Below are 13,917 nucleotides of genomic sequence, written 5' to 3'. Positions count from 1 at the left end.
GATTTATTCCCGCCTGTAGCGCTGTTTACTCTGATCCTCCTGAACAGACATCACAGAACACCATCATGACAGACGTAATTAATGCCGCTCCGGTCACAGCAGCCGGTTCGCCTGGCGGGGAAGTCCAATGGATACGCGGCGCCGCCGACGTATCACGGTTAATCAATGAAGGTAGCAGCGGGCGCAACAATGCGCGTATTGTCATCGGTATCGCCCTCGGCGGGATTTTCCTTGATGCCTACGATCTTGGCTCCCTCGCCTTCGGCCTGAAAGATATTACCCGCGAGTTCAACCTGACCCCGGCGGGGACCGGGATGGTGGCATCCGCCATCACCTTCGGGGCTATCGTTGGCGCGTTGATCGGGGGTTATCTGACCGATAAAATCGGCCGCTATCGGGTCTTTATGGCCGACATGCTGTTCTTTGTGGTGGCCGCTATCGCCTGTGCGCTGGCACCCAATGAATATGTCCTGACCGCCGCCCGCTTTGTGATGGGCCTGGGAGTCGGGATTGACCTGCCGGTGGCGATGGCCTTCCTCAGCGAGTTCGCGAAGCTCAAAGGGCCGGGCAACAAAGCCTCCAGCGTCGCCATGTGGTGTCCGACCTGGTATGCCGCCATCAGCATCTCGTATCTGCTGGTGCTTTTTTTCTACGCCGTACTGCCGGACAGCCACAGCGACTGGCTATGGCGCATCATTCTCGGCTTCGGCGCCGTCCCCGCGCTGGTGATCATCGCGATTCGCAGTCGCTACATGAGCGAATCCCCGGTATGGGCCGCCAATCAGGGCAACCTGCGCGAAGCGGCCTCCATTTTGCGCCAGGCCTATAACATCAATGCCCACGTGGCGCAGGAGGCGCTGGATAACCCCGCGCCAGTGGTGAAAAAGGCGCAGTGGAGTAACTATCTACGCCTGTTCCAGGGCGTCTACCTGCGGCGCACTACCCTGGCAACGCTGCTGTCGGTGGTTTCCTCATTTGCCTATAACGCCGTGGCTTTTGGCTTGCCGGTCATTATTTCCAGCTTCTTTGTCCAGTCGATGCTGACCACCATTCTGATCTCGCTGGCGCTGAATCTGCTGTTTGCGTTCGTCGGTGGCCTGCTGGCCGTGCGGCTGGTCCCGCGCTTAGGCGCGTGGAAGATGTCGCTGGCCGGTTACAGCTGCCAGCTGACGGCGCTGCTCGGCCTGGCGCTGGTTGGCCGCCCGGAAGGTGTTGGTGAAGGGCTCGCGGCGGTCGCCATGCTGGCCTTGTTCCTGTTTGGCCAGGGCTTTGGCCCCGGCGCCCACACCATGACCTTTGCATCATTGAGCTATCCGACCTCGTTACGCGGCGTCGGCGTTGGCCTCAACCAGACCCTAATGCGCAGCAGCTCCACCCTGTCGCTGTTCCTGTTCCCGCTGCTGGTTGCGGCGCTGGATACCCGGGTATTCTGGGTTATCGCCGCCGCGCCGTTGATTGGCCTGCTGTCGCTGCTTGCCATCCGCTGGGAGCCTTCAGGCTACGACATTGACGCCGAGGATTATCAGGCGCCATAACCAGCCACCGAACAGCCGTCGCGCTGGCGGCTGTTTTCCCGTATCTCATTCATAAGCTTTTCATATGATCGCGATACTTTCTCTCCGATCAATACTCATCGTTGCTGTTTTATCTTGATTTTTGCAGGGGCGCTACATTGCACAGCACCGTGTTACCAGAACATAAAAAAGGCTGGCAGGCCACGCTGGATCTTCACTTTCACCATCGCAGCGGCAAAACGGTGCTGACCTCCGCCCGCCATGTCGGTCCACTTACCGTCCAGCGTCCCTTTTACCCGGAAGAAGATACCTGCCATCTCTATTTGCTCCATCCTCCCGGCGGCATCGTCGGCGGTGATGAGCTGACGATTACCGCCACGCTCGATAATGGCTGCCACACGTTGATTACCATGCCCGGCGCCAGCAAGTTTTATCGCAGCAGCGGCGCGCAGGCCCGACTGCAACAAACGCTGAAGCTGGCGGAAAACGCCACGCTGGAGTGGCTGCCGCAGGACGCGATTTTCTTTCCCGGCGCGCAGGCCACGCTGCACACCGCTTTTCACCTGAGCGCCACCAGCACGCTGCTGGCCTGGGATCTGCTGTGCCTCGGCCGTCCGGTCATCGGCGAATCCTTTAGCCACGGCAGCCTCAACAACCGCCTTGAAGTGTGGATGGACGACTCGCCGCTGTTAATTGAGCGCCTGAGTCTGGCCGATGGACGGCTGGCCAGCGTGGCCGAGCAGCCGTGGGTCGGCACCCTGTTGTTCTATCCCGCCAGTGAAACCCTGCTCGAGGGCGTACGCGATCGGCTGACACCGCTGGCGAACTATGCCGGCGCCACCCTGACAGATGGCCTGCTGACGGTACGTTTTTTAAGTGACGATAACTTACTTTGCCAGCGGGCAATGCGTGATATCTGGCAGTTTATGCGCCCGCATTTGACCGGAAAATCCCCGGTTCTTCCCCGAATCTGGTTGACCTAAGAGAACGCTATGGAACTGACCCCCAGAGAAAAAGACAAGCTGTTGCTGTTTACCGCCGCCTTAGTCGCCGAGCGTCGTCTGGCCCGTGGCCTCAAGCTGAACTATCCGGAAGCCGTGGCCCTGATCAGCGCCTTTATTATGGAAGGGGCGCGCGACGGTACCAGCGTGGCAACGCTGATGGAAACCGGCCGTCATGTGTTAAGCCGTGAGCAGGTCATGGAGGGTGTGCCCGAAATGATCCCCGACATCCAGGTCGAAGCCACCTTCCCGGACGGCTCGAAGCTGGTCACCGTCCATAACCCGATAATCTGAGGTATCACGATGATCCCAGGTGAATACAAGGTGCAGCCGGGGCACATCGCCCTGAACGTAGGGCGCGCCACCCGCAGCGTAATCGTTGAAAATCATGGCGACCGGCCGATTCAGGTCGGGTCGCATTACCATTTTGCCGAAGTTAACCCGGCGCTGAAGTTCGACCGGGCGCAGGCCACCGGCTATCGCCTGAATATTGCCGCCGGTACCGCAGTCCGTTTTGAACCAGGGCAAAAACGCGAAGTAGAGCTGGTGGCGCTTGCCGGTAGCCGTGCAGTGTACGGCTTTCGTGGCGATGTGATGGGGAATCTGGAGGCACACGATGAGTGATATTTCACGCCAGGCCTATGCCGATATGTTTGGCCCCACCACCGGCGACAAAGTTCGGCTGGCGGATACCGAACTGTGGATCGAGGTCGAAGACGATCTCACCACCTACGGCGAAGAGGTGAAATTCGGCGGCGGTAAAGTGATCCGCGATGGAATGGGTCAGGGGCAAATGCTGGCTGACGAGTGCGTCGATCTGGTGCTGACCAATGCCCTGATTATCGATCACTGGGGGATCATCAAGGCGGATATCGGGGTCAAAGCGGGGCGGATCTTTGCCATCGGTAAAGCCGGTAACCCCGATATCCAGCCCAACGTGACGATCCCGATCGGCGCCGCAACAGAAGTGATTGCCGCCGAAGGGAAGATCGTCACCGCAGGCGGCGTGGACACCCATATCCACTGGATCTGCCCGCAGCAGGCGGAAGAAGCGCTGGTCTCCGGGGTCACCACCATGGTTGGCGGCGGCACCGGCCCGGCAGCCGGGACTCATGCCACTACCTGTACCCCCGGCCCGTGGTACATCTCACGGATGCTGCAGGCGGCAGACAGCCTGCCGGTGAATATCGGCCTGCTGGGGAAAGGTAACGGCTCCAACCCGCAAGCGCTGCGCGAGCAGGTGGCGGCCGGAGTGATTGGCCTGAAGATCCATGAGGACTGGGGCGCGACGCCGGCGACCATCAACTGCGCGCTGACCGTGGCCGACGAAATGGATATCCAGGTGGCGTTACACAGCGACACTCTGAATGAATCTGGCTTTGTCGAGGATACCCTGGCGGCGATTGGCGGACGGACCATCCACACCTTCCATACCGAAGGGGCGGGCGGCGGCCATGCGCCGGATATTATCACCGCCTGCGCGCACCCCAATATTCTGCCTTCCTCTACCAACCCGACGCTGCCCTACACCGTCAATACCATCGACGAACATCTCGATATGCTGATGGTCTGCCATCATCTCGACCCGGATATCGCCGAAGATGTCGCCTTTGCCGAATCGCGTATACGCCGGGAAACCATTGCCGCAGAGGATGTCCTGCACGACCTCGGTGCCTTTTCGCTAACCTCGTCTGATTCGCAGGCAATGGGACGCGTGGGCGAAGTGGTGTTACGCACCTGGCAAGTGGCGCACCGGATGAAAGTTCAGCGCGGGCCGCTGGCAGAAGAGCGCGGCGATAACGACAACTTCCGCGTGAAGCGCTATATCGCCAAGTACACCATTAACCCGGCGCTGACCCACGGTATTGCTCACGAAGTGGGGTCGGTGGAAGTCGGGAAACTGGCGGACCTGGTACTGTGGTCACCGGCATTTTTCGGTGTCAAGCCAGCGACGGTGATCAAAGGCGGCATGATTGCCATCGCGCCGATGGGCGACATCAACGCCTCGATCCCGACACCACAGCCGGTGCACTATCGCCCGATGTTCGGCGCCCTGGGCAGCGCCCGCCATCATTGCCGCCTCACCTTCCTGCCGCAGGCGGCGGTAGACAGCGGTGTGGCGCAACGCCTGAATCTGCACAGCGCGACGGCGGTGGTCAAAGGCTGCCGGACGGTGCAGAAGGCCGATATGATCCACAACAGTCTGCAGCCGAATATCACCGTCGATGCCCAGACCTATGAGGTCCGGATCGACGGCGAGTTGATTACCAGCGAACCGGCAGACGTTCTGCCGATGGCGCAACGTTATTTTCTGTTTTAAGGAGTCCGGATGCTCTATCTGACCCAACGAGTTGATTCCCCCACGACGGCGCTGACCGCCAGCGTCACGCTGCCGATTGATGTACGGGTAAAAAGCCGTATCAAAGTGACCCTCAACGATGGCCGTGACGCAGGCCTGCTGCTGCCGCGCGGGCTATTGTTGCGCGGTGGCGATGTGCTCAGTAATGAAGAAGGTAGCGAGTTCGTCGAAGTGATCGCCGCCGATGAAGGGGTATCGGTGGTGCGCTGCGACGATCCGTTCATGCTGGCAAAAGCCTGCTATCACCTCGGCAACCGCCACGTCCCACTGCAAATCATGCCCGGCGAACTGCGTTTTCATCACGACCACGTGCTGGACGATATGCTGCGTCAGTTTGGCCTGGCGGTGACGTTTGCCCAACTGCCGTTTGAGCCGGAAGCAGGCGCCTACGCCAGCGAAAGCCACGGCCATAGCCATGGTCATGACCACGAACATCACCATCACGAGCACAACCACTAAATGCCGACGCCGGAAAAACGCCTGCGGCTGATGCAGCTGGCCAGCAGCAGCCTGCCGGTCGGCGGCTACAGCTGGTCACAAGGGCTGGAATGGGCTGTGGAAGCGGGCTGGGTGCCTGATACCCCGGCCTTTGAACGCTGGCAGCTACAGCAGATGGAACAGAGCTTCTTCACTGTCGATCTGCCGCTGTTCGCCCGCCTGTATCGCGCCTGCGAACAGGATGATTTACCGTCCGCGCAGCGCTGGACCGCCTGGCTGCTGGCCTGCCGTGAAACCCGCGAACTGCGCGAGGAAGAGCGCAACCGCGGTGCGGCATTTACCCGACTGCTGGCTGACTGGCAGCCAGATTGCCCGCCCCCCTGGCGCAAGCTGTGCCAGCAAAGCCAGCTCGCCGGCATGGCCTGGCTGGGCGTGCGCTGGCAAATCGCTATTCCCGATCTGGCCCTGAGCCTTGGCTACAGCTGGATCGAAAGCGCGGTGATGGCAGGCGTTAAGCTGGTCCCCTTCGGCCAGCAGGCGGCACAACAGCTGATTTTACGCCTGTGCGATCGCTACGCGGCGGATATGGCCAGCGCCCTTGCGGCACCGGACAGCGCCATCGGTTCCTCTACGCCGCTGGCGGCGATCGCTTCCGCCCGGCATGAAACCCAGTATTCCCGATTATTCCGTTCCTAGGAGACAGCATGAACAACTACAAACACCCGCTGCGCGTTGGCGTCGGCGGCCCGGTCGGTTCCGGGAAAACGGCCCTGCTGGAAGCGCTGTGTAAAGCGATGCGTGACAGCTATCAACTGGCGGTCGTCACTAACGATATCTACACCAAAGAAGATCAGCGTATCCTCACCGAAGCCGGCGCACTGGAGCCGGAGCGTATCGTCGGCGTCGAAACCGGCGGCTGTCCGCATACCGCGATCCGTGAAGACGCGTCGATGAACCTGGCGGCGGTTGAAGCACTGAGCGAAAAGTTCGGCAACCTCGACCTGATCTTCGTTGAGAGCGGCGGCGACAACCTGAGCGCCACTTTTAGCCCCGAACTGGCGGATCTGACCATCTACGTTATCGATGTCGCGGAAGGCGAAAAAATCCCACGTAAAGGTGGGCCAGGGATCACCAAATCTGACTTCCTGGTGATCAACAAAACCGACCTTGCACCGTATGTGGGCGCGTCGTTGGAAGTGATGGAACGCGACACCATGCGCATGCGCGGCGAGCGCCCGTGGACCTTCACCAACCTGAAAAGCGGCGATGGGCTGAACAACATCATCGCCTTCCTCGAAGACAAAGGCATGCTGCGATAATCCTCCTCTGCACCATGCGGACGCGCCTGCGCCCGCATGGTGCATGCCCTGCCCTCTCTTTACGCTCGCTCACGTCACCAGGCCCGCTGCTGCTGCGCCACAATGTGCCATCAGGATGTGGCATAAGGTTTGCTAATCATAGTCATGCCTAACCATTAAGGAATGACGATGTCATCACTGGATATTAAAACTGAGTTGCCTGCACAGACCGATACATCAGGCTCCCGGGAAACCCTGGAAGATTATACCCTTCGCTACGCCCCGCTGAGTTTCCGTCGCTGGGGACCTGGCGTCGTCGCGGTAACCGCGCTGGGCGGCATCGCCTATCTGGCGGACTTTTCTATCGGCGCCAGCATCGGCATGGCATGGGGTACCACCAACGCCATTTACGCTATCTTGCTGGCGGCATTGGTCATTTTTCTGACCGGGATCCCGCTGGCCATTACCGCCGCCCGCTACAACATCGACCTCGACCTCATCACCCGTAGCGCCGGCTTCGGTTATTTTGGCTCGGTCATCACCAGCATTATCTTCGCCGGCTTTACCTTTATCTTTTTCGCTCTTGAAGGCTCGATCATGGCCCAGGGGCTGCTGGTTGGCCTTGGGATCCCGCTGTGGATGGGCTATCTCATCGCCACCCTGATGGTGCTGCCGCTGGTTATCTATGGCATGAAAGCGCTGACCCGCCTGCAGGTGTGGACGACGCCGCTGTGGTTAGTGCTGATGGTGGTGCCGGTGGCCTGGCTAATTGCCAAAGACCCGGCTCTGGTGGACGGTTTCATGAACTTCAGCGGCAAAAACAACGCCGCGCACGTCGACTTAACCGCCATTATGCTCGGCGCCGGCGTGTGCCTGTCGCTGATTATGCAGATTGGCGAACAGATCGATTATCTGCGCTTTATGCCGCCAAAAACCGCGGAGAACAGCAAAAGCTGGTGGCTGGCGGTCTTTTCCGCCGGGCCTGGCTGGGTAGTATTAGGGGCGATTAAACAGATTATCGGTGCCTTCCTCGGCTTCTATCTGCTGACCCGCTTCCCGGCGGTACACAACACCGAACCGGTACAGCAGTTCGTCAGCGTCTTTGATAACCTGGTGCCCGGCTGGCTGGCGCTGACCCTGGCCGTGGTGCTGGTGGTGATTTCGCAGATTAAGATCAACGTCACTAACGCCTATTCCGGCTCGCTGGCGTGGACCAGCGCCTGGACGCGGACCACCAAACGCTATCCGGGACGGATTATCTTCGTGATCGTCAATCTGGCAATTGCGCTGGCGCTGATGGAAGGCGATATGTTCAGCGCCCTGTCGTGGATCCTCGGCTTCTACTCAAACTTTGCGATTGCCTGGGTTGTGGTGGTAGCCACCGATATCACCGTGAATAAGGGCCTGCTGAAGCTCGCCCCGGCGCAACCAGAATATCGCCGCGGGATGATTCACAACGTCAACCCGGTCGGCGTAGTCTCTTTCGCCCTGGCCGCTGGCCTGTCGATTTGCGCCTTCTTCGGCCTGCTGGGCGCCACGCTGGCACCGTTCTCTCCGCTGATTGCGCTGGTTGTGGCGCTGGTGATGACCCCGCTGATGGGGATCCTTACCGGTGGCCGTTACTACATCAAACAGCATGACGACGGTATCAGTGAGCCGCGCTACGACGCGCAAGGCAATGCTTCCACCACCGTTTACCAATGTCTCAGCTGTGATGAAGAGTATGAACGTCCAGATGTGATGCACTCGCACAAGCATCAGGGCGCGATTTGCTCGCTGTGTAAAAGTATGGAGTAACGCAGGAAAGCGGGAAGGAAAACAGGCCGACGCAGCGTCGGCCTGTGAGTGGCTTACGCCGCAGGCAGTTCAGCAAGCGGCCAGCGCGGGCGTACGGTCACCCCGAGGTCAGGCTTCGCGCCGGTGCGCAGACGCACCATCCCGGCATAGGCGATCATTGCGCCGTTATCGGTACAAAATTCCGGACGCGCATAGAAAACTTCACCGCCGCGTTTGGTCATCATCTGCGCCAGCTTCGCTCGCAGCGTGCGGTTCGCGCTCACGCCGCCGGCCATCACCAGGCGTTTAAAGCCGGTCTGCTCCAGCGCTCGCTTGCACTTGATCATCAGCGTATCCACCACCGCATCCTCAAACGCCCGGGCGATATCGGCACGGGTTTGCTCGTCGTCTGTATTATTGCGAATGGTGTTAGCCGCGAAGGTTTTCAGGCCAGAGAAGCTAAAATCCAGCCCCGGGCGGTCGGTCATCGGACGCGGGAAGACAAATCGTCCCTCGGTGCCCTGCGCCGCCATTTTAGACAGCATCGGCCCGCCAGGATAATCCAGTCCCAGCAGCTTCGCCGTTTTATCGAAGGCTTCGCCTGCGGCATCATCGATAGACTCACCCAGCAGCGTGTACTGGCCAATGCCGGTAACGCTGATCAACTGGGTATGACCACCGGAAACCAGCAGCGCAACAAAAGGATAATCCGGCGGATTATCTTCCAGCATCGGTGCCAGCAGGTGGCCTTCCATATGGTGTACCGGGATGGCCGGTACGTTCCAGGCAAACGCCAGCGAACGCCCGACCGTGGCGCCAACCAGCAGCGCACCAACCAGACCCGGTCCGGCGGTATAGGCCACTGCATCAATCTCTTTTGCCATCAGTCCGGCTTCTTTTAATGCTGCCTGGATCAGCGGTACGGTTTTGCGCACGTGATCGCGTGAAGCCAGCTCAGGCACAACGCCGCCGTAGTCAGCATGTAATTTCACCTGACTATACAGTTGGTTGGCTAGCAGCCCTTTTTCGTCGTCATAAATGGCGATGCCGGTTTCATCGCAGGATGTTTCAATACCCAGTACACGCATGTCTTTTTTACCTCACTCTAATACCGCGCAGTTTAGGACCAATGCCGGTTGATGTATACCCTCAGCGTGTCGCGGTAAAACTTTGTTCGCCCCAGGAAGAAGCCTCGTGTATACTCCTCACCCTTATAAAAGTCCTTTCAAAAAGGGCGCAGGTGCTTTACAAAGCAGCAGTAGTTGCAGTAAAATTCCGCACCATTTTGAAATAAGCTGGCGTTGATGCCAGCAGCAAACCGAATTAATAAAGGTGAGAGGCACATGCCGGTAATTAAAGTACGTGAAAACGAGCCGTTCGACGTAGCTCTGCGTCGCTTCAAGCGTTCCTGTGAAAAAGCAGGTGTTCTGGCGGAAGTTCGTCGTCGTGAGTTCTATGAAAAACCGACTACCGAACGTAAGCGCGCTAAAGCTTCTGCAGTGAAACGTCACGCGAAGAAACTGGCTCGCGAAAACGCACGCCGCACTCGTCTGTACTAATCTGTTGAGGGCACAGCCCTCAATTCAGACCGAGTTGTAGTTGTAAGGCCGTGCTTCCGGAAGGAATGCGCGGCTTATTTTCGTTTATGCATTAGCATATACATAGCATCCGGTAATAACGCCCGCAGCCAACGCTGAGGCCGTCTACAGGATCGTGTGTATAGTTTACGGGGCCTATGGCTGGACGAATTCCACGCGTATTTATCAATGACCTGCTGGCTCGAACCGACATCGTCGATCTTATCGACGCGCGGGTAAAGCTCAAAAAACAGGGCAAGAACTACCACGCGTGCTGTCCTTTCCATAACGAAAAAACCCCCTCTTTTACCGTCAACGGTGAAAAACAGTTTTACCACTGCTTTGGTTGCGGTGCGCACGGCAACGCCGTCGACTTCCTGATGAACTACGACAAGCTCGAGTTCGTGGAAACGGTCGAAGAACTTGCCGCTATGCACAACCTCGAAGTGCCATATGAAGCAGGCAACGGACCGAGTCAGATAGAGCGCCATCAACGGCAAAGCCTCTATCAGTTAATGGACGGTCTGAATGCGTTTTACCAACAGTCTCTGATACACCCCGCCGCCGACCCTGCGCGCCAGTATCTGGCAAAACGCGGTTTAAGCAGCGAGGTCATTGCGCGCTTCGCGATTGGCTACGCGCCGCCCGGTTGGGATAACGTCTTAAAACGGTTTGGCGGCAATCAAGAAAACCGCCAGTCGCTTATCGATGCCGGCATGCTGGTGACGAACGATAAGGGACGCAGTTACGACCGCTTCCGCGAACGGGTGATGTTCCCCATCCGCGATAAGCGAGGCCGGGTCATTGGTTTTGGTGGACGCGTGCTGGGCGATGCCCTGCCGAAATACCTGAACTCCCCGGAAACCGATATTTTCCATAAAGGTCGCCAGCTGTATGGCCTTTATGAGGCGCAGCAGGATAACGCCGAACCACCCCGTCTGCTGGTTGTCGAAGGCTATATGGACGTTGTGGCGCTGGCGCAGTACGGCATCAATTATGCGGTTGCGTCGTTAGGTACCTCGACCACAGCTGACCATATTCAGCTTTTGTTCCGGGCGACCAATCAGGTCATCTGCTGTTACGACGGCGACCGGGCTGGCCGCGATGCCGCCTGGCGAGCGCTGGAAACGGCGCTACCGTACATGACCGACGGTCGTCAGCTACGCTTTATGTTTCTACCTGACGGTGAAGACCCGGATACGCTGGTGCGTAAAGAGGGTAAAGAGGCGTTCGAAGCGCGGATGGAGCAGGCTCAGCCGCTCTCCACGTTTTTGTTTAACAGCCTGATGCCGCAGGTCGACTTAAGCACCCCGGATGGGCGCGCGCAGCTCAGTACGCTGTCGCTGCCGCTGATAACCCAGGTGCCGGGTGAAACGCTGCGCATTTATTTACGTCAGGAATTAGGCAACAAGTTAGGGATTTTAGATGACGCCCAGCTTGAACGTTTAATGCCAAAACAGACAGAAAGTGGCGCCCCGCGTCCCGCGCCGCAGCTAAAACGCACGACCATGCGTATACTTATAGGGTTGCTGGTGCAAAACCCGGATCTGGCCCCGCTGGTTCCACCTTTAGAAGGTCTGGATCAGCGCAAAATGCCGGGACTGGGCTTGTTCAGCGAACTGGTGAAAACCTGTTTATCTCAGCCTGGTCTGACGACCGGGCAACTTTTAGAGCAGTATCGCGGCACAAATGAGGCCGCCACCCTTGAAAAACTGTCGATGTGGGACGATATAGCAGATAAAGATATCGCAGAAAAAACCTTCACCGACTCGCTCAACCATATGTTTGATTCACTGCTGGAACTGCGGCAAGAAGAGTTGATAGCTCGTGACCGCACACACGGTTTAAGCAGTGAAGAACGCCGGGAACTCTGGACCATCAGTCAGGAACTGGCAAAGAAATGAATTGCACGGCTTAAGTGCCGAATATCGTTCGGGAAGCCCCCGACAGCCGCGCTGAGGCGCAGCGGCAATAATATAAGTACGCCCTCGCTTTAAATGTTGGCAGTTTGTTGTCGACACCAATCAAACGAAATAAGTGTGGATACCGTCTTATGGAGCAAAACCCGCAGTCACAGCTGAAGCTTCTTGTCCAACGTGGTAAGGAGCAAGGCTATCTGACCTATGCCGAGGTCAATGACCATCTGCCGGAAGATATCGTCGACTCCGATCAGATCGAAGACATCATCCAAATGATCAATGACATGGGCATTCAGGTGATGGAAGAAGCACCGGATGCCGATGATCTACTGCTGGCTGAAAACAGCAACAACACTGACGAAGATGCAGAAGAAGCAGCTGCACAAGTGCTGTCCAGTGTTGAATCTGAAATCGGACGGACAACCGATCCGGTGCGCATGTATATGCGCGAAATGGGTACCGTTGAACTGCTGACGCGTGAAGGCGAAATTGACATCGCCAAACGTATTGAAGATGGGATTAACCAGGTTCAGTGCTCCGTTGCTGAATATCCGGAAGCCATCACCTATCTGCTCGAGCAGTACGATCGCGTTGAAGCGGAAGAAGCCCGTCTGTCTGACCTGATCACCGGCTTTGTCGATCCTAACGCTGAAGAAGATCTGGCGCCGACGGCAACGCACGTCGGGTCTGAACTGTCTCAGGAAGAGATGGATGACGACGAAGACGAAGATGAAGACGACGATGACGACAGCAGCGATGACGATAACAGCATCGACCCTGAGCTGGCACGCGCGAAATTCGCTGAACTGCGTACGCAGTACGAACTGACCCGCGACACCATTAAAGCAAAAGGTCGTAGCCACGCCGCCGCGCAGGAAGAAATTCTTAAGCTGTCCGAAGTGTTCAAACAGTTCCGTCTGGTACCGAAACAGTTCGATTACCTGGTTGGCAGCATGCGTAGCATGATGGATCGCGTCCGTACTCAGGAACGCATCATCATGAAACTGTGCGTTGAACAGTGCAAAATGCCGAAGAAAAACTTCATCACGCTGTTCACCGGCAACGAAACCAGCGAAACCTGGTTCAACGCCGCTGTCGCCATGAACAAGCCGTGGTCTGAAAAGCTGCATGACGTCAAAGAAGACGTTCAGCGCGGCCTGATGAAACTGCAGCAGATTGAAGAAGAAACCGGCCTGACTATCGAGCAGGTTAAAGATATCAACCGTCGCATGTCCATCGGTGAAGCGAAAGCCCGCCGTGCGAAGAAAGAGATGGTTGAAGCAAACTTACGTCTGGTTATTTCTATCGCCAAGAAATACACCAACCGTGGTCTGCAGTTCCTGGATCTGATTCAGGAAGGTAACATCGGTCTGATGAAGGCGGTTGATAAGTTCGAATACCGTCGCGGCTACAAGTTCTCCACCTACGCTACCTGGTGGATCCGTCAGGCAATCACCCGCTCTATCGCGGATCAGGCGCGCACCATCCGTATTCCGGTGCATATGATTGAGACCATCAACAAGCTCAACCGTATCTCCCGCCAGATGCTGCAGGAAATGGGTCGTGAGCCGACGCCGGAAGAGCTGGCTGAACGCATGCTGATGCCGGAAGATAAAATTCGCAAAGTGCTGAAAATTGCTAAAGAGCCTATCTCCATGGAAACGCCGATCGGCGACGATGAAGATTCGCATCTGGGTGATTTCATCGAGGATACCACCCTCGAGCTCCCGCTGGATTCCGCGACCACGGAAAGCCTGCGCGCCGCCACTCACGACGTTCTGGCTGGCCTGACCGCCCGTGAAGCGAAAGTTCTGCGTATGCGTTTCGGTATCGATATGAACACCGACCACACGCTGGAAGAAGTCGGCAAACAGTTTGACGTTACCCGCGAACGTATCCGTCAGATCGAAGCGAAAGCGCTGCGTAAGCTGCGTCACCCGAGCCGTTCTGAAGTACTGCGTAGCTTCCTCGACGATTAATCGTTGCTGGATATAAAAAGCTCCCTGCGGGGAGCTTTTTTTTGCCCTCAATTCAC

At 57.6% G+C, this 13,917-nt stretch carries 13 protein-coding genes and 1 pseudogene; 12 read left to right on the top strand and 2 right to left on the bottom strand.

Annotated features, from left to right (window positions below; genetic code table 11):
• The first annotated feature begins 65 nt into the window (after nucleotides 1–65).
• Nucleotides 66–1,535, top strand: a complete 1,470-nt coding sequence (locus ACMYSP_RS15890) for an MFS transporter (protein WP_434583033.1) — start codon at nucleotides 66–68, stop codon at nucleotides 1,533–1,535.
• A 63-nt stretch (nucleotides 1,536–1,598) separates the two neighbouring features.
• Here the strand turns inward: ACMYSP_RS15890 and ACMYSP_RS15885 are convergent.
• Nucleotides 1,599–1,683, bottom strand: a pseudogene (locus ACMYSP_RS15885) (short-chain dehydrogenase); the annotation flags it as partial.
• On the opposite strand from ACMYSP_RS15885, the gene ACMYSP_RS15880 reads away from it, so the two are divergent.
• The 8 genes from ACMYSP_RS15880 to ACMYSP_RS15845 all read left to right on the top strand — a co-directional run bounded on the left by ACMYSP_RS15880 (nucleotide 1,673) and on the right by ACMYSP_RS15845 (nucleotide 8,407).
• Entirely contained in the window at nucleotides 1,673–2,497 is an 825-nt protein-coding gene (locus tag ACMYSP_RS15880; protein WP_434583032.1) for an urease accessory protein UreD, read from the top strand. The pseudogene ACMYSP_RS15885 and the gene ACMYSP_RS15880 sit on opposite strands and share 11 nt — an antisense overlap.
• Nucleotides 2,498–2,506: 9 nt before the next feature.
• Nucleotides 2,507–2,809 carry an urease subunit gamma gene (locus ACMYSP_RS15875; RefSeq protein ID WP_123756423.1) on the top strand — a complete coding sequence of 101 codons (303 nt, stop codon included), beginning with the start codon at nucleotides 2,507–2,509 and terminating at the stop codon, nucleotides 2,807–2,809.
• Nucleotides 2,810–2,818: 9 nt separating this feature from the next.
• On the top strand, nucleotides 2,819–3,139 hold the full coding sequence (locus ACMYSP_RS15870) for an urease subunit beta (protein WP_123756422.1): 321 nt from the start codon (nucleotides 2,819–2,821) through the stop codon (nucleotides 3,137–3,139).
• Nucleotides 3,132–4,835 (top strand): urease subunit alpha, encoded by a 1,704-nt coding sequence (gene ureC / locus ACMYSP_RS15865; RefSeq protein WP_434583031.1) that lies wholly within the window; start codon nucleotides 3,132–3,134, stop codon nucleotides 4,833–4,835. Before ACMYSP_RS15870 ends, ureC begins: the two co-directional genes overlap by 8 nt.
• A 9-nt stretch (nucleotides 4,836–4,844) precedes the next feature.
• On the top strand, nucleotides 4,845–5,333 hold the full coding sequence (gene ureE, locus ACMYSP_RS15860; protein WP_434583030.1) for an urease accessory protein UreE: 489 nt from the start codon (nucleotides 4,845–4,847) through the stop codon (nucleotides 5,331–5,333).
• Entirely contained in the window at nucleotides 5,334–6,008 is a 675-nt protein-coding gene (locus ACMYSP_RS15855; RefSeq protein ID WP_434583029.1) for an urease accessory protein UreF, read from the top strand.
• 8 nt (nucleotides 6,009–6,016) lie between these two features.
• Nucleotides 6,017–6,631: an urease accessory protein UreG gene (gene ureG / locus ACMYSP_RS15850; RefSeq protein ID WP_154144093.1), complete on the top strand. Its 615-nt coding sequence runs from the start codon at nucleotides 6,017–6,019 to the stop codon at nucleotides 6,629–6,631.
• A gap of 168 nt (nucleotides 6,632–6,799) precedes the next feature.
• Complete coding sequence (locus tag ACMYSP_RS15845) at nucleotides 6,800–8,407, top strand: purine-cytosine permease family protein (RefSeq protein WP_434583028.1); 1,608 nt, start codon at nucleotides 6,800–6,802, stop codon at nucleotides 8,405–8,407.
• A 53-nt stretch (nucleotides 8,408–8,460) separates the two neighbouring features.
• Here the strand turns inward: ACMYSP_RS15845 and tsaD are convergent, their stop codons facing one another.
• On the bottom strand, nucleotides 8,461–9,474 hold the full coding sequence (tsaD, locus tag ACMYSP_RS15840; protein WP_434583027.1) for a tRNA (adenosine(37)-N6)-threonylcarbamoyltransferase complex transferase subunit TsaD: 1,014 nt from the start codon (nucleotides 9,472–9,474) through the stop codon (nucleotides 8,461–8,463).
• Nucleotides 9,475–9,729: 255 nt separating this feature from the next.
• On the opposite strand from tsaD, the gene rpsU reads away from it, so the two are divergent.
• From rpsU to rpoD, 3 genes are all read left to right on the top strand, one after another.
• The gene (gene rpsU / locus ACMYSP_RS15835; RefSeq protein WP_001144069.1) at nucleotides 9,730–9,945 is read left to right on the top strand and encodes a 30S ribosomal protein S21; all 216 of its coding nucleotides are present in this window, start codon (nucleotides 9,730–9,732) and stop codon (nucleotides 9,943–9,945) included.
• Between the two features lie 176 nt (nucleotides 9,946–10,121).
• Nucleotides 10,122–11,867: a DNA primase gene (gene dnaG / locus ACMYSP_RS15830; RefSeq protein ID WP_434583020.1), complete on the top strand. Its 1,746-nt coding sequence runs from the start codon at nucleotides 10,122–10,124 to the stop codon at nucleotides 11,865–11,867.
• 149 nt (nucleotides 11,868–12,016) lie between these two features.
• Nucleotides 12,017–13,861, top strand: a complete 1,845-nt coding sequence (gene rpoD, locus ACMYSP_RS15825; RefSeq protein ID WP_434583019.1) for an RNA polymerase sigma factor RpoD — start codon at nucleotides 12,017–12,019, stop codon at nucleotides 13,859–13,861.
• Nucleotides 13,862–13,917: the final 56 nt, after the last annotated feature.

This window comes from Klebsiella sp. R390 (assembly GCF_051131745.1).
Classification (GTDB): domain Bacteria; phylum Pseudomonadota; class Gammaproteobacteria; order Enterobacterales; family Enterobacteriaceae; genus Klebsiella.
This window is presented reverse-complemented; position numbering and strand designations above follow the sequence as displayed.